16 protein-coding genes are annotated in these 14,826 nt (G+C 70.9%); 4 read left to right on the top strand and 12 right to left on the bottom strand.

The window, feature by feature from the left end; genetic code table 11:
- Positions 1-73: 73 nt before the first annotated feature.
- Positions 74-1,135 carry a DUF8094 domain-containing protein gene (locus IEZ08_RS24060; protein WP_189242952.1) on the top strand — a complete coding sequence of 354 codons (1,062 nt, stop codon included), beginning with the start codon at positions 74-76 and terminating at the stop codon, positions 1,133-1,135.
- Between the two features lie 124 nt (positions 1,136-1,259).
- Here IEZ08_RS24060 and IEZ08_RS24055 read toward each other — a convergent pair whose 3' ends face one another.
- The 5 genes from IEZ08_RS24055 to IEZ08_RS24035 form a co-directional block, all read right to left on the bottom strand.
- Positions 1,260-1,508 (bottom strand): hypothetical protein, encoded by a 249-nt coding sequence (locus IEZ08_RS24055; protein WP_189242951.1) that lies wholly within the window; start codon positions 1,506-1,508, stop codon positions 1,260-1,262.
- A 149-nt stretch (positions 1,509-1,657) separates the two neighbouring features.
- On the bottom strand, positions 1,658-2,011 hold the full coding sequence (locus IEZ08_RS24050; protein WP_189242950.1) for a hypothetical protein: 354 nt from the start codon (positions 2,009-2,011) through the stop codon (positions 1,658-1,660).
- 572 nt (positions 2,012-2,583) lie between these two features.
- Complete coding sequence (locus IEZ08_RS24045; RefSeq protein WP_189242949.1) at positions 2,584-3,306, bottom strand: hypothetical protein; 723 nt, start codon at positions 3,304-3,306, stop codon at positions 2,584-2,586.
- A complete protein-coding gene (locus IEZ08_RS24040) occupies positions 3,303-4,205 on the bottom strand; it encodes a helix-turn-helix domain-containing protein (RefSeq protein WP_189242948.1) in 903 nt (300 codons plus the stop codon). Before IEZ08_RS24040 ends, IEZ08_RS24045 begins: the two co-directional genes overlap by 4 nt.
- Positions 4,189-4,953, bottom strand: a complete 765-nt coding sequence (locus IEZ08_RS24035; RefSeq protein WP_189242947.1) for a hypothetical protein — start codon at positions 4,951-4,953, stop codon at positions 4,189-4,191. The genes IEZ08_RS24040 and IEZ08_RS24035 overlap by 17 nt, the downstream gene beginning before the upstream one ends.
- 328 nt (positions 4,954-5,281) lie before the next feature.
- Here IEZ08_RS24035 and IEZ08_RS24030 point away from each other — a divergent pair, with 328 nt between their 5' ends.
- Positions 5,282-6,487: a recombinase family protein gene (locus tag IEZ08_RS24030; protein ID WP_189242946.1), complete on the top strand. Its 1,206-nt coding sequence runs from the start codon at positions 5,282-5,284 to the stop codon at positions 6,485-6,487.
- Positions 6,484-6,912, top strand: a complete 429-nt coding sequence (locus IEZ08_RS24025) for a hypothetical protein (RefSeq protein ID WP_189242945.1) — start codon at positions 6,484-6,486, stop codon at positions 6,910-6,912. The genes IEZ08_RS24030 and IEZ08_RS24025 overlap by 4 nt, the downstream gene beginning before the upstream one ends.
- 219 nt (positions 6,913-7,131) lie before the next feature.
- Here IEZ08_RS24025 and IEZ08_RS24020 read toward each other — a convergent pair whose 3' ends face one another.
- From IEZ08_RS24020 to IEZ08_RS24005, 4 genes are read right to left on the bottom strand one after another with little or no spacing between them, the layout of a single operon-like run.
- Entirely contained in the window at positions 7,132-7,593 is a 462-nt protein-coding gene (locus tag IEZ08_RS24020; RefSeq protein WP_189242944.1) for an NUDIX hydrolase, read from the bottom strand.
- A 26-nt stretch (positions 7,594-7,619) separates the two neighbouring features.
- Complete coding sequence (gene tmk / locus IEZ08_RS24015; RefSeq protein ID WP_189242943.1) at positions 7,620-8,228, bottom strand: dTMP kinase; 609 nt, start codon at positions 8,226-8,228, stop codon at positions 7,620-7,622.
- Complete coding sequence (locus tag IEZ08_RS24010; protein WP_189242942.1) at positions 8,228-9,700, bottom strand: B12-binding domain-containing radical SAM protein; 1,473 nt, start codon at positions 9,698-9,700, stop codon at positions 8,228-8,230. Before IEZ08_RS24010 ends, tmk begins: the two co-directional genes overlap by 1 nt.
- Entirely contained in the window at positions 9,648-10,469 is an 822-nt protein-coding gene (locus IEZ08_RS24005) for a DNA glycosylase family protein (protein WP_203863471.1), read from the bottom strand. Before IEZ08_RS24005 ends, IEZ08_RS24010 begins: the two co-directional genes overlap by 53 nt.
- Positions 10,470-10,657: 188 nt before the next feature.
- Between IEZ08_RS24005 and IEZ08_RS24000 the strand changes: the two genes are divergently transcribed.
- The gene (locus IEZ08_RS24000) at positions 10,658-11,434 is read left to right on the top strand and encodes a GntR family transcriptional regulator (RefSeq protein ID WP_203863470.1); all 777 of its coding nucleotides are present in this window, start codon (positions 10,658-10,660) and stop codon (positions 11,432-11,434) included.
- 115 nt (positions 11,435-11,549) lie between these two features.
- Here IEZ08_RS24000 and IEZ08_RS23995 read toward each other — a convergent pair whose 3' ends face one another.
- From IEZ08_RS23995 to IEZ08_RS23985, 3 genes are all read right to left on the bottom strand, one after another.
- Complete coding sequence (locus tag IEZ08_RS23995; protein WP_189242941.1) at positions 11,550-12,245, bottom strand: hypothetical protein; 696 nt, start codon at positions 12,243-12,245, stop codon at positions 11,550-11,552.
- Positions 12,246-12,314: 69 nt separating this feature from the next.
- Positions 12,315-13,388, bottom strand: a complete 1,074-nt coding sequence (locus IEZ08_RS23990) for a hypothetical protein (RefSeq protein ID WP_189242940.1) — start codon at positions 13,386-13,388, stop codon at positions 12,315-12,317.
- A 122-nt stretch (positions 13,389-13,510) separates the two neighbouring features.
- Positions 13,511-14,164 carry a hypothetical protein gene (locus tag IEZ08_RS23985; RefSeq protein ID WP_189242939.1) on the bottom strand — a complete coding sequence of 218 codons (654 nt, stop codon included), beginning with the start codon at positions 14,162-14,164 and terminating at the stop codon, positions 13,511-13,513.
- Between the last annotated feature and the right edge of the window lie 662 nt (positions 14,165-14,826).

Below are 14,826 nucleotides of genomic sequence, written 5' to 3'. Positions count from 1 at the left end.
CATGTCCACCGCCGAGCCTTCCGCCCCGTCTCCGTCCCCGGCGCTCTCAGCATCGGCCGGCTGCCCGGCAGCCATGCCACGCACCCGGGGCCGCAGCCGCCTCCTCGCCGGTACGGCGCTCCTGCTGCTGGCCGGCGGCTGCGGCATGAGCACGCCACCGGCGGCGGCTCCTCCCGCCGCCGTGTCCTCACCCGCTCCGGTGCCCAGCACCCGGACGCTGGAACCGACACCGGCACCGGCACCGGCACCGGCACTCACCGTGGCCCAGGCCCGCCGCATCCACGAGCAGTACCGGCGGCAGCTGGCGCGCGCCCGCGCCGCCGACGGCGCCGGGCTGCAGCACGCCGAGGCCGGTCTGGCGCTGGAGCTCAGCCGCGCCCAGGAACGCCTGCGCCGGCTGCGGGGGCAGCCGCCTGCGCCGCCGGCCCGCGTCGTCTCCACACGCATGATCATCCCGCGGCTGCCGAGCGGCCAGCCGCGCTGGTTCGCCGCCGAGGTGCGCTACGCCGACCGCGACGACGTCGTCCATCTGATATTCGCCGAGAGCGCCGAGGGCGAACAGGTCGGGGGCTGGCGTGTGGTGGCCGGCTCAGCCACCCCTGCTGATCAGGTGCTGCCCCGTCTGGCCACCACCGGGCAGGGGGAGGCGCAAGCGGTGCCCGCGCACGCCACCGGCCTGCCGGTCAGCCCGTCGGCGCTGGCGCGCGCCCATGCCGCCTCCCTGTCCAGCGCCGACAGCGACGCTCGCGCCCGCCGCCTGATCGCCCCGGGCCCCTACACCAGCCAGGCGGCCGCCGCCGTACGCGCCGAGCGCCGCGCGCTGGCCGGCCGCTGGAGGCTGCGCATCACCTCCCGGCCCTGGGGGCCCATCTACGCGCTGCGCACCGCCGATGGTGGTGCGCTGGTGTGGTACGCGCTGCGCGAGCAGCAGATTTTCACCGCTGTCGATTCCGGGGCGCCGCCGCTGGAGTTCGGCCGCGCCCAGGCAGCCACGCTGGCTGGCGGCCGCGCCTTTTCACAGCAGGCGCACCTGATCAGCGCGGGATGGTTTTGCGCGGTGCTGCCACCCGCCGGTGATCAACGCGCACGGATTGTGGGCGACTGGTACAGCGCGCTGAAGGTCAACGGCGCCTGACCCGATCAGGGCGCTGTGTCCGTGCAGGAGCGGTCAGCGTGCTGGCGGCATCCCAGGTGCGGTTGTCGGCCGGGGCCTCCTCAGTCGCGATCTCCCGCAGCAGCCCTTTGTGGCAGTCGGGTCGCTACCGGTGCGTCTCCGGTGTCAGGTGGCCGGGCCGGTCGGGGTTGGAACGTGCCCGCTCCCACGCATCGGTCGCCTCCCATGCATCGCGGATCTCCTGCCAGCGGGGATGGTATTCAGGACCGACGAGAAGGACGACGTCGAGCAGCCGACCGGCGACTATCCTCTTGGTCGCGAAGGTCCAGTCCGCGACGTGGCCGCCCGGCTGAACCGACCCGTCGGCCTCCTGGTAGGCGCGTACGTGATTCACTATCGACCTGACGGTCACTGGCGTAGATCGTGAACTTGGTCCTTCCGGCGGTCAGCGGCACTCGCAGGTGCGCGAGCCCAGATCACGCTCGTGGTTATGCTGTCGGAAGGTCCCGCAGGTGTTACCGGCATCTGCGGGACGCACTACCGTCAGCTCTCAGTTCGCCGGTCGATGAGGAATACCGCAGCGGCGCGGTACGGAGCCTCCTCAGGGCCGTAGGCGTTGTTCCTGTTCTCGTAGTGCGCCAACTTCACGCCCGAGGTCATGCACGCGTCGTTCACCCAGACGAAAGCGGTATTGACTACCAGGTCAGGGTCGGTAGAGGGGACAGTCTGGATTTTTCCGATCAGGTCGCTGGACCCGTTACTGCGAAACCAGACGGCAGTCAGCATCCATTGGCCGCCGTAGCGAGCGCCTTGGACAACAATCGTGGCGATGTCGTCGTCGTTGTATGCGTCAGCGGGGATCTCCAACGGCTGGTGGGTGGTGTAGGCGAGGGGCATCAGGTTCTCCTTCGGGTGGGATGGAATGCAGTTGGGATGGAATGCGAGGGGGTGTGACTGATCAACGCTACTCGGATTCCAATTACAGAAGCCTGTCAGCGCGGAGACCGTAGCATTCGGCACCGATCTGCACTTCGCTGGTGCCCACGGCCAGCCGCTTCGCAAGCGGGCTCTGGTCGGGGACCGATGCCGTCGTGGTGCTCCTCATCCTGATCGGGCGAGCTCGGCGGGTGCGCAAAGGGCTACTCGATGTCGAGACCGTATGCCTGGCTCAGGTGGGGGCACCTGGGCGCAGTATGCGGGAAGGGCGTCTTCAAGCGTGCCGTACGCGTTGATCAGCTCTTCCAAATCGGCCCCGGCGCCCTGCGTCAGGTCAAAGATGTCCACCGCGGGCGGCGGCGATGCGGTGGGAGCCGGTGATGGCCTGCGCCCAGTCGGTGCGGGCGACGACGGGAGCGCCGTTCCAGCCCTAGGCGCTCATACTGGCGGTGAGCTTCGCAAGGTGCGCGGAGTCGTGCAGATCCAGACCGAGCGGATTGTGCACCCCGGCACCGGACTCCTCACCGGCGGAATCAAGCGCCCGCCGATGAAGCTGCCTGTTCGGCTGCCTTCAGCAGGTCTTCCAGCACCGGCCCGTCCAGCTGGCAGCGCGCGGACGAAAAATCCCCCAGCACCCGGCGCAGCAGATGCCCCACCGCAATCGAGTACGGCTTGCTGTCGGAATTCATCCCCGCCTTGACCAGCTCAGCCAGGCCCGGCATCTGCTCGTAGGTGTCGAGGGACCGCAGCTGCCGGTCCAGCGCCAGCGCTAGATGCACATTCCGCGGGCGGCATGCCCGATCCGGGGCCGGCCACAATGAGGCGATGTAGTCCTCCAGGTCTCCCAGGAAGGGCGCGTGCTCGCCGAAGTTGGTGCGCAAAACGGCGTGCATCGCCTGGGCGGTCAGGCGGGCGGCCAGCAGCGGCGTGCCCACATATCCGTCCGCCCAGCTGGCGCGGCCCAGTGCGTTGCGGCCGATCGCCATGGCCAGCCGCAGCGCGGCGATCTGCGCCCGCTCTGGTTCCAGGGTCGGGCAGGTGCGGCTGGCGCGGCCCAGCAGGGCGAAGCCGAAGCCGAAGCTGTTGTAGGCCGGATGCAGCCGGTAGGGCACTGTCCAGCCCGGGGCGTTTATGCACCCCAGGTGCGCGCGGGCCTGCTCTTCGTTCTCACCCCACTTGATCGCCAGCGCGTACAGGTCATCGACGGTGAGTTCACCCATCATGCCTCCCTTGATCAGATGGACATCGGGGATCACACGGTGCCGGGCTCCGGCAGGGCCCCGTGGGTGCGGATGTGGCGCAAAATCGCGGCGCAGTGGCGCATCGCCTCGGCCAGCGAATCGGTGGCCTCGGCGGCGCCGCGCTCAAGCTGCACGCAATACAGCGCGACCCAGGCATCCCAGGACAACAGCCTGTGCTCGGCAGAGATCTCCGGGATGTCCCCGGCGACCGGGGTGGTCATCATCCGTTCGATCTTGTCCTCCGGGCTGAGGTCCGCCCAGTCCGGATCGGCCGCGGGGGCGCGACCGGAGTCGTCGATGACCATGCCGATCGCGCCGGCCAGCGCGCGGCCGGTGCTGCGGTAGGCGTGGGTGGCCATCGGGTCGGTGGCGGCGGCGGCCAGGTCGGCGAAGTGCTCGACGGCGGCCTCCCACGTCTGCCAGCCCACCTCCACCGCCACGACGATGTCGCCGGCGCACAAACGCTCGATGGTCTCCAGCGGCAGGTCGGTCAGCTCGCGGATCTGCCGCGCCGGCAGCCCGGCCATCCAGGCACCGCGTACCAGCACATCGCGCCGGTCGATCAGCTCGGTGTGGGCCAGGGCCCAGTCGCGCAGGGCGTCCTCGGCGGCCTCTTCGGCGTCTGCGCCGTCCCCGAAGTACAGGGCGGGCTCACCGTAGACGACGCCGGCTGCGGGGGGCGGTGCTTCATCCTCGCCCAGGATCTGCGAGACCCGCTGCGGGGAGAGGCCCAGCTCCCGAGCCGCGCGGGAGCGGTTGCCGCCGTGCGCGGCGACCAATGCCCGCACCGCGTCCCGATACAGCTCGCCGTACAGGCGGGCGGCGTCCTCGGCGGCGGCCTTGGCGGCGCGGGCGCGGCGGGCCGGATCGCCGATCGCCGAGATCGCGTCGGCCGAGTCAGTCGGAGTAGGCATAGAACTCCTCCTCGGCCTCGCGCCGCTGGGCGTCGTCGATGCGCTGCATCATCTGGCGGAAGTCGGCGATCTCCTGGTCGGTGGGGGTGTGCAGCGGCACCTTTCGCTGCACGACGGTGGTGTGCTCGCCGTGCCCGTCATCGCCGGTGACCTCGATGCGGACCGCGTCGGCCGCCTCCGGCGCGGGGCTGCCGATCGCCGCGCACAAGGCGGCGTCGACGTTGTCGCGGCCCTGCCGGTCGGCGGCCACATCCAGCAGGACATCGGCGGCCTCGGCCACGGTGTTCACGCGGGCCCAGCGGTCGTCGATTTCCTCGCCCAGCCGTCCGCACCCGCGCTCGGCGAGCTGCCATTCGCCCTCTGGGCTGCGGGTGAAGCGGGTCCAGGTGTAGGGGATCAGGGCCAGGCCCGCAACGTCGCACTCATCCCAGGCCGGTTCCCCGGCGGCGGTGGCGATGGCGCGCACCTCGGTCTCGTAGTGCGCCTCGGCTTCGGCGTCGTCGTCGAAGTCGACGATCTCGGAGCCTTCCATCGCGTGGTGGACGACGGCGCGGCGGGGGATGCCGAGCGGGCTGGTGTATTCCACCAGCGTGATGGTGCGCATGGCCTGGCCATGCTCATCGCGGGCGGTCGAGGAGCGCAGGGTGGCGCTCGCTTCGAGAGCTTCGAGGATTTTCTCCTGATGCTCGGGGGTCAACTGCCCGAGGTCGGTGGCGGTGTACTGCCATGAGGATTCGATGACGCGCATATCCACAGGAAACCACTCCTTTCAACTTATTACAAGTACAACTTTAAGATTTTTTAAAGGGTACCTTTAAGGCGATGGGGGCCGTCCTGTGGCATCGGGGGTACCAGGTGTCGGCGGCGCTTGCCGCGCGACAGCGCGCATGGCACCGTAGGGCTCGTTTCGCGCGGCCCCTTCCCGCCTGCGGGGAGGGATGTCCGCAAGTACCGCGGTCGTTGCCTGGGCCGCCGGTCGGCCCCGCATCTGCGGGGATGCTCCCCACATCCGTGGGGTAGAGCCATCATCGAAACGGTGGCTCGCGTTCGGTGTCCCCTGTGACCAAGGACGGGTCATGTTCGAGCCCCCGATTGACCTCAGCGACCTGCCCGGCTACCACGCCGCCGCCCGCACGCGCCCGGCTAGGACCGCGTTTCTCGGCCGCTGCTCCACCAAAGACAATCAAGATCCGCGCTCATCGATCACCGGACAGCTCGCCGAGGCCTCTGCGCTGCTGGCACCGGGAGAGGCCTTCACCGCACATTTTTGGGATGTGGAGTCGGGCATGCTCGGCCTGGAGGAGCGCAGCCAGGGCTCGGCGGCCGACTATGCGCGCCTGGGCGTGCCCGTGCCGCGCGACGGCGGGCTGCGCGAGCTACTGGAGTGGGCCGAGCTCGGCCAGATTGACCGGGTGGTGTGTGAGCGCATCAGTCGCGTCGCCCGTGACATGCTGCCCAGCCTGCAAGTTGAGAACCACCTGGCCTCCCGCGGTGTGGCACTGGAGTGTGCCAATGAACCGCGCGGCGGCATGACCACCGGGCGGTTGGGGCTGCGCCGCTCCGAACAGGTGCGTGCCGAGATCTACCGTTACGAGCTGGGGGAGATGTCCCGGCGCGGTCAGCACCAGCACGCCGCCGCCGGCTACCGGCACGGTCCGCCCTGCTACGGCTACATCGCCGTGGTCGATCCGGATGCCCCGATGGCCGCCAACCGCTTCGGGGGCGGCCGCCCCAAAATGCGTCTGGCGCTGCATCCGGATGCGCGCCGCGCCGCCACCGTGCAGCTGGCGTTCCAGCTGCGCCGCGTCGACCGGCTGAGCGACGGCGAGATCGCCCGGATTCTGGCCGCCGACCTGGAGCGGCATCCGCTGGCCGACGGGCAGGTGCGGTGGGCCGGGCAACGCATCCGCCGGATGCTCTGCCAGCCCAAATACAGCGGGTATCAGGTGTTCAACCGGCGGGCGGCGCGCACCAACCACGGCCGCAGCAATCCAATCGACCAGTGGGTGTGGTCGCGTCAGCAGGCCCACCCGGTGATCGTGCCACTGGAGGAGTGGCGTGAGACGCAGCTGGTGACCGCGTACCTATGCGAGCGGCAGGTGCCGGGATGGGAACGCGTGACCGCAGCTGCCGCCCAGCGCGGGATCGAGCTCACGACGGTACGGGAGAGTGAGACCCACGTCCTGTACGAGGCCGCCGGCTGGCAGATCGTGCTGCCCCGCGGAGCTCTGCCCGCCGCGGTGGCCGACGAGGTGATCACTCTGCTGAAGACAATCACATGACCGGCACCGAGCGGGCCGCCAAGCTCGCGCCAGACGAGGGTGCCGTCGTCGTGACGGCCGTGCGCCTGGAACGGCGCTGGATCACCCGCGCCGACGCCCGCGGCATTGTCGTGCACGGCCGGACGCTGCGGGAGCTTCAGGCCAGCGCGCAACAGGCGCTGGCGCTGCGTCTCGGCGCCCCCGCGGCACCGCCCGTGCAGGTATGTCCGCAGTCGGCTGAACTCGACGCGCTCGCCGCGGCACGCCTGGGCTACGAAACGGCCTTGCGCCAGGCGGTGCAGACCTTGCGCGCCGCCGGCGTCTGCTGGGCCGACATCACGCAGGCGTGCGGTGTGCGCACCACCGAGGCTCGAGCCGCACTGGGCCACGGCCCCCGTGCGGGTGTCAGCCAGACTGGCGGCCGCGACACGGAGGTAGGCCGGTGAGGTGTGATCGGAGGGCGACAACGCATCATGATGGAGGCCGAGATTCAGGAGATCGCTGACCGGCTGCCGTTGTGGCATGGAGCTCTCATCGCGTGCGGTCTATCACGTGCTCGGTGGGCTCCAGCGACGCGCAGACTGTTTCGTCGCATCCGGTCTGACACTCACCACGCGACGCCGTAGCCTCGCTCAAGACAGGGGCGCTGCGATGGAATGTGGTGGTTACCGCGCCGCAGCGAACTCAGGCCAGCCGTGCAGGCCGATGCCCACCCCGTCGCGGTACAGGGCGATGCCCGCAACCGTGTAGGGCACGGTGGTGTCCGGCAGCCGGTCGACCGGCACCCAGTCGATCCGGCCGCACTTGTGCGGCTCAGCGTTGACCGGCTCGCCCTCCCAGACTGAGGCGGCAAAAAACACCCCGAGCCGCGGCCGCCCTTCGGGCGACAGGTGGTGCACGACCGTGGCCGGCCGCAGCATCGTCGGGTCGAGGGTGATGCCGACCTCTTCGCGGGCCTCGCGGATGGCGCAGTCCACGATCGTCTCGTCGGCCTCCAGGTGGCCCGACGGCAGGCAGTACCAGCCGTCTCGGTAGCCGGTGTTCTGGCGCAGGCACAGCAGGATCTGCTCGTCGCGTTCCAGGATGACGTGGACGTCGACGGTGACCTGGTACCGCTCTGCTGCCATGACGGGGCCTCCGGGTGGTGCCGGTGTTACCCGCGTGACGATAGCCGACTGATGCGGTCGATGATGGCCGCTGCTGCAACCTCGGGGGCGACCGTGCCGGTGTCGATCCGGTGGTACGGCGGGAAGCCGTCCTCGATGAGGACGGCGGCCGTCTCCTCGTACAGCCGGGCCTCGATGGCGCTGGATCCGGTGTGCTCGAAGCGCGAGTGCGCGCCCCGCGTGGTGAGCCGCTCCTCCAGCAGCCTTGGGTCGGCGGTGACCAGCACGGCCAGGTCGGGCCGGGTGGCGCGGGCGTTGAGGTGGCGCAGGTAGTCCAGCGGGACGCCGTCACGGGTCTGCAGCACGTAGGAGGCGGCTACGTACCGGTCGCACACCACCACCGCGCCCGTGGTCAGCGCGGGGCCGATCTCGGTGTCCAGGTGGTGGTAGCGGTCGGCGGCGACCAGGCAGGCCAGCGCGGTGCCGGAGTAGGTGGCCGTCTGGTGGCGGGCGAGGGTGCCGAGCGGGCCGTCGGACGGCTGGCGGGTGATGTGTACGGGGTGGCCGGCGGCCGCCAGCCGCTCGCCGAGCAGCCGGGTGAGGGTGGACTTGCCGGCGCCGCCGGGGCCGTCGAGGGTCACGAACAAACCGGGCATCACATGCTCCTTCGGGCGTGCTGGGCGCGGGCCAGCTCCGCCAGGTGCCGGTGGATCTCGGTCTCGCTGGCCTCGCCGAACTGCAGGCCGGAGGAGAAGTTGAACTCATCGCGGCCGCGCAGCGCCTCTTCGGTGCTGCCGAGGTCGACGGGCGCGTAGGCGAGCAGCTGCTCGGCGGTGTAGCGGCCACTGGCCATGAGCCGGTCCCATTCCGGGGTGCCGGGGTAGGGCCGGAACTGGAACACCGAGGCGCGGAACGCTCCAGGACAGGCGTCGGTCGACTCCCACAGCCGGTGAATGAGGTCGACGGTCTGGGCCAGCTCGGCGCGGGTCTCTCCGGGGAAGCCGAGGATGAAGTAGCCCTTGACGCGGATGCCGCGGGCGGTGAGCCGCTCCACCACCGAGGTGATCATGTCGCGGGTGATGCGCTTGTCGATGTATTCGAGCATCCGCTCAGAACCCGATTCGATGCCCAGGGCGACCTCGCGCAGCCCGCAGGCGGCCAGCAGGTCCAGCGTCGCGTCCGGGACCCGGTGCAAGACGTTGATGCGGCCGGTGGCGTCCCACACCGCCCAGTCGCCGACGCGTTCGGCGGCGAAGGCGTCCATCATCGAGGTGATGACGCGGCGGGCGCCGAGGAACAGGTCGTCGACGAAGCGGAAGGCCGTCACCCCGCGCTCGTCGCGCAGCTGGTGCATCTCGGCCAGGATGTTGGCCGGTGTTCGGACCCGGATGCTCACATCGGGGTTCGCCGAGACCGCCGCCCCGCAGAAGCTGCAGTCGTACGGGCACCCACGGGCGCCGACCATGTTGGCCTCGATGCGGCCGTCGTCGGCGAGGTAGGGGTCCTGGGCGAGGTAGGTGCGGTCGACGAACGGCAGTGCGTCGATGTCGGGGGCCAGGTGGTGGCCGGTGCCGGGGCGGCCGCCGGTGACCGGGGTGTTCAGGATAGGGTCGATCCACATGACGCCGGGCAGATCCGCGCGGGTGCGGTGGTCGGCCAGCAGGGCGGCCACGCGGGTCTCGGCCTCGCCGAGGATCAGGGTGGCGCGGGCCAGGCGCGGGTCGGTGAGGATCCGCGTGGGCATGGCCTTGGCGTGGTGGCCGCCGACCATGAGGCGGATGCCGTCATCGAGGCCGGCGGCGATGGCGGCGCTGATCTCATAGGTGGGGGCCAGGAGGTTGAATCCGGCCCAGCGCGGGGCGGCGGCGTTGACGGCGGCGAGGGTGTCGGCGACCGGCAGGCCCGCGGCCTCGGCGTCCAGGACCCCGACGGTGAAGCCCTGGGCGGCGGCGTAGGTGGCGATGTAGCCCATCCCGAGCACCGGCAGGGTGTAGTCGTTGACGCGGGGCCGCAGGGCGTAGTCACGCAAAGGGGCGTTGACGAGCAGCAGGTCGAGCTGCGGGGTGCGGTGGTGCTCAGTGGTGGGCGGTACTCCCTTGATCAGCGGGGTCGGGCCGGTGATGGGCATGGTGGTCTCCCCAGGCGAGTGTGAGCACGGTCAGGGTGGATAGGTGGGGGCCGGCCAGGGCGCGCCAGAGCGCGGCGAAGGCGCCCTCGTCGGCGGGCCAGGCGGTGGCGGGGTCGGCCTTGGCCGCCCAGGTGCGCACCGCCAGGTCGGCGTGGGGGTAGAGGGAAAAATCGCCGGTGTGGTCGGCGACGGCGGCGCCGGCGGTCCACGGGCCGATGCGCGGTACCGCCTGCAGGGCCTTGACCAGCACGTCGGCGGGCAGTTCCGCCCACTCGTCACGGTGGAGCAGGTAGGCCTCGGCCGCGGCGCGCAGCGGCCGCCGCTTGAACGCCATCCCGAGCGCGGCGAAGGCGGCATCGCTCAGGGCCAGGACCTGCTCGGGGGTGGGCATCAGCGCGCAGGTTCCCGCGCGCTGGCCGGCTGCGGTGCGCAAAGCGTGGTGCATGGTGCGGGCCTGACCAGCGCGGATGACCTGCCGGATGATCGCGGTGGCCAGGGCCTCCCACAGGTCGGCGGTGCGCAGCCGCTGGATGCGGCCGAGCCGCCGCAGCGCGGCGTGCAGCCCGGCGGGCAGGGCGAGAGCGTCCAGGGCGGCCGGATCGTGGACGTCCCGGTGGGGGGCGGGGCCGGTGCCGGTGATCAGCGTGGCGGTGTAGGCCGGGCGGGTGTGGATGAGCCAGGTGCCGGTGGGGGTGCGCAGGGCGCGGGCCGGTGCGGGGCCCAGCTCCCAGCCGGGGTGCTCCAGCATGGTCCAGGTCGTCGGTGTCACAGCGGTTTCTCCCAGATGCGAAGTGGTCGGTGGGACTGCGGCGCGCTGGCGGGCCGCGTGCGCGACACGGTAGTAGTGCGTCGGCTGTCGTCACGATCGGTTGTCCTCACCGATATCGATCCGAATAGGTAATGACCTATTCAGAGTGTCAAAGGGGAGACGAGCGTTCGTCAATAGGTAGTGATGTAATGGAGGACCGAAAGGGGGTGGACGCCATGGCCCGCTGGGAGGAGATCGCCGCCGTCCTGCGTGAGCGCATCCGGACCGGGCACTACCGGCCCGGCGACACGATCCCCAAGGAAAAGGACCTGCAGGTGGAGTTCACCTGCTCCCGGACCCCCGTCCGCCAGGCCGTGGCCGCGCTCACCGCCGAAGGCCTCCTGCAGCCGGTCCGCCGCGGAGGAACCAAGGTTCAGCGGCGCCTGGCCCGGCAACCGATCACGCTCGACTTCACCGTGGGCCGCGACGAGCGGGGCTACTACTTCGGCACCGCCACCCAGCCGTGGCGAGCGCTGGAGACGCCGGCGGTCACCGAGGAGCCGTGCCCGCCGGACCTCGCCCAGGTCCTGGACGTGCAGCCCGGGGCCCCAGTCGTGATCCGCGACCGCGTCATGGGCGATCCCGAAACGCGTGAGGTCATGCAGGTGGCCACCTCCTACCTGCCTGCCGACCTCGCGGCCGGCACCGTGCTGGCCGCGGCCGATACCGGGCCGGGGGGCATCTACGACCGGATGGAACGCGATCTGGGGTGGGGACCGCTGCAGTGGCGCCTCGGTGTCTCCTCCCATGCCGCCTCCCCGGATGAGGTGCGCCTGCTCAGCCTGGCGCCTGGCGTGCCCGTCTTGTGCGTCACCCGGACGACGACGGCGACCACGGGCCCGGTAGCGGGAAGAGTCGTTGAGGTCAACGTCACCCGGCGGGACGCGAGCCGGTTCGAGCTCGGATCGGCGATCGTCCGCCGGTGACACCCTCAGGCGGTACGGCCGGACCGTGGGGCGCGTCGAGATGCGTGCCGGGGAGACAGACCGAGCGCGATAACGCCCCCGCCCTCTCGGGCAGGGGCGTCGCGTCCCTTCAGCATCATGCGGGGTACAGCAGGGCCTCCACCTCCTGCTCGGCCAGGCGCTCGTACTCCAGCGTCGCCGTCCCTTGCGTGCCCCGGCGGAGCAGCGTGCCCTGCTCCCTCCTGCGGAGCAGCACGAGCACGGCTCCGTCGGCCGCCCACGGGGAGCGGTACTGAAGGTACTCCAGGCCCTGCGGGGTGGGGCGGGGGTCCTGGGCCAGCAGCCGGGCCAGCAGCAGCCCGTACTCCTGGGCCAGGAGCGCGGCGGTGCGCTCCGGGGCGAGGGTCTTGGCCACTGCGCTGCGCAGCGCGGTCAGGCCCTCCACGTACTCATCCTCGTCCCGGCTGTCGGGTCTGGGGATGACGGTGAGGCGGACCGTCTGCTCCAGGTGGGCGGCCAGGTCGCCGTTGCCGTAGGCGCGGACCGTCGAGGCCAGCCCGTAGACCGCATTCCACGCCACGTCCGTGTGCGGCGTGAGCGGGATGGCGTGGCCCCGGATCCCGCACGGGGCGGGCAGGATGATGACGCCCTGCTGCAGCCGGGCGGGATGCCAGTCGATGGGCAGGTGAGCTAGCCCGTGCTCGGCGGCCCAGGCGGTGACCAGGGCCTCAACCGGCTCCCGCGGCCCGGTGTAGGCCACGTCGATGTCCCGAGCCTTCTCCGCCGTGGCGGGGTTGGCGGCCGAGCCGTAGATAGCGGCGATGCTGTTCATTTCAACTCCTTGACGGTGGAGTGAAGCTGTGGGGTGTGGCCCGCCTCAGGGTGGGCGGGCCGGTATGGATCAGGAGTGCTCCCCGTCCAGTTCGGCGAGGGCGGCGCGGGCCCACTGGTGCTGCGCCCGGACGGTCGCGGCATCCGCAGCGTCGTAGGACTCGCCGCGCTGCTGCAGTACGTCGTAGTGATCCATGTAGCGCACCAGTTCGCGGCACATGTCCAGCAGGCCGCTGCGCACGTGCTCCCGCACGATGGCGGCCACCTGCTCTGCCGACAGGCCCGAGGCGATGCCCATGGGGGAGCCGACGATGCTGGTGGAGCCGCCCCAGCGGGCGGTATCGGTAGCGGCCGGGTCCGCGGCGTTCAGCTCCTCCACCATGGCGGCCCATTCCAGCTCCACGATGGTGACGCTGTTCCAGCGGGCCACGGTGTGCTTGCGGTGCGGCTCGCCTCCGGCGAACCGGAATGCGGGGTTGCAGGCCACCACGACCGGCGCGTACCGGTAACCCAGCCCCATGGCCAGCCGGTGCGAGCCGGTGACAACCGCGACAGGACCGGCCTGCACGGTCAGCGACTCCAACGCCTCGCGGGCCTCGGCCAGCGCCCGCTCCTGGTAGCCGGCCAGGATCGCCTCGGCCGCAGCGTCTTTTCCGTGCCCGATCCACTCGGCGATCAGCTCCACCCGCTCCTTCAGGGGGCGGGTGTGGTCCGCGGCCAAGTGCATGACCGGTGTGGCCGGGCCGAGGAGGTCTTCGGGGGTCGGGGCCGGGCGCGGGCCAGGCCAAGGCCCGGCCGCCTCCTTGTCCGCCTCCGCGATGATCTGGATCCGCTCGATGGCCCCGGCCAGCAGCGGGGAGCCGTTTGCGCGCAGCAGCAGGACGGCCATCGCGCCCAGGGCGTCGGCGTCGGCCCGCACGGTGGCCAGCGTGGCGCCGGCGGGCGGGAGCGGCCAGGCGAGGGCGGCCTCGATCGCCGCCGTGGCGGCGTCGGCGCCCAAGTGCTGCGGGTCGATGTTGCCCAGGCTGCACGCCTGGGCAAGTGCGGGAACGGTGACCTCCACGCCGAGCACCGGCCCGGCGAGGGTGGCGGTATTGGCGTGCTGGGCGTGGGGGCGGGGGTCGAGAACGGCGAAGCTGTACATGGTCCCCTCCTTGGGGGTATCGGTTGGCGAGCCCATCCCGAAGCGGGGCGGGCATCCCCTCGAAGGGGTGATGAGGTCCTTCTACTGACTACTGATGGACAACGGCCAGCGGCACCCCTGGCTCAGGTGAGATCCGCCGGGTTCGCCGTCGCATCAGCGGTCGCGGCGACCTTGCGCCGGCGTGCGGCGCGGGCCTCGTCATCGGCCAGGATGTCGCCGAGCGACACCGGCGTGATCGCCAGGCCCCGAGCAGCGTTTGCCTTCCATCCGCGGGCGCCGTCGCCCTGAAAGGCGGCTCGCACGTGGTGGGCGCGCAGGCTGGCCAGCCGGGCCACCTCCGCCCGGGCTCGCGCAATCTTGGATTGGATCATCTGGTCGACCTCGCGCGGCGAGGCACTCTCCGTGGTTCCGGCGCCCAGCGCGGCCAGTTCCACGTCGTAGAACTCGGCCATGGCCGCCTCGTCGGGGTCCAGCAGGCGGGCCTCGATCGATTCGGCGTAGCGGGCCGGGTCGGCCAGCCGGTCGAAGACCCCCTGACCGTCCAACTGCTGGCGCAGCCACGCCAGCGCGGCGGCAGCGCTTTCCTGATCGAGGTGCCACAGTTCTTCGCCGGGCTCGCGCCAGGCATGCCAGAGGCTCTCTCCCGACAGCCAGACGGTGTGATAGTCCGCATCCAGGTAGGCGGTGATCTCCTCCAGGAGGCGGGCCCGGGGAGCGGTCTTTGCCAGGTAGGCGGCGATGACGTCGTAGTCGGTATGGGTGAGCGCGTCGAGCACTGCGGCCTCCGGAGTGTGGTTGTTCCGATGACCCAATATTAGCCCTGGGGGTAATGAATGTCGAGACTTTATTACCCCCAGGGCTAAATTAAGGTGCGCCAGGGACCGGCTCCAAAAGAGACTGCACTGAGCAGCCAAAACACCGCAAGAGCTTCCTGTCGGCTTACATCGGGACCAGGATGCCTCCCGGATCGATCCACCTCGGGGAGCATCCGTGCGTCAGCTTCAGGCGGATCTCGGCCCACGGCTGCGATCGGGACGCCGTGGCGCAGAGCCGATGCCGGGGCGTCCCGAGGGCCTCAGACCACGGCAGGGGGCGCTTGTGGAGGCTCGCCGGAGGCGACCGCGCAGCGGCCTGCCTCCACAAGCGCCCCCTGCCGTGGTAGACCTCGGTCGGGCGCCCAGGCAGATACCTGCCGCGCCGGATGCGTCGTCAGCGTCGCCCCGGCTAGGCGTGACGACCCTGATGGCCTCCTTCAGGCAGGTGCGGCAACGGCACGCTCACCCCGGGCGTCCCGCCTCTCCAGCACTCCCACCACGCTCTCACCCGGGTTCCGCAGTTGGTAGTCACACGTGAGCCCGGAATTGAAGGTTGACCTGGGGGAACGCGTGTAGGGCCGGGAAGGGTCGTGTGCCTACGCCCTCCGCAGCCAGGTGTTGGT

The sequence above is a fragment of the Planobispora rosea genome (assembly GCF_014648175.1).
Taxonomy (GTDB): domain Bacteria; phylum Actinomycetota; class Actinomycetes; order Streptosporangiales; family Streptosporangiaceae; genus Planobispora; species Planobispora rosea.
Note: the sequence above shows the minus strand (reverse complement) of the source record. Positions and strands in the feature narration are given on the sequence as shown.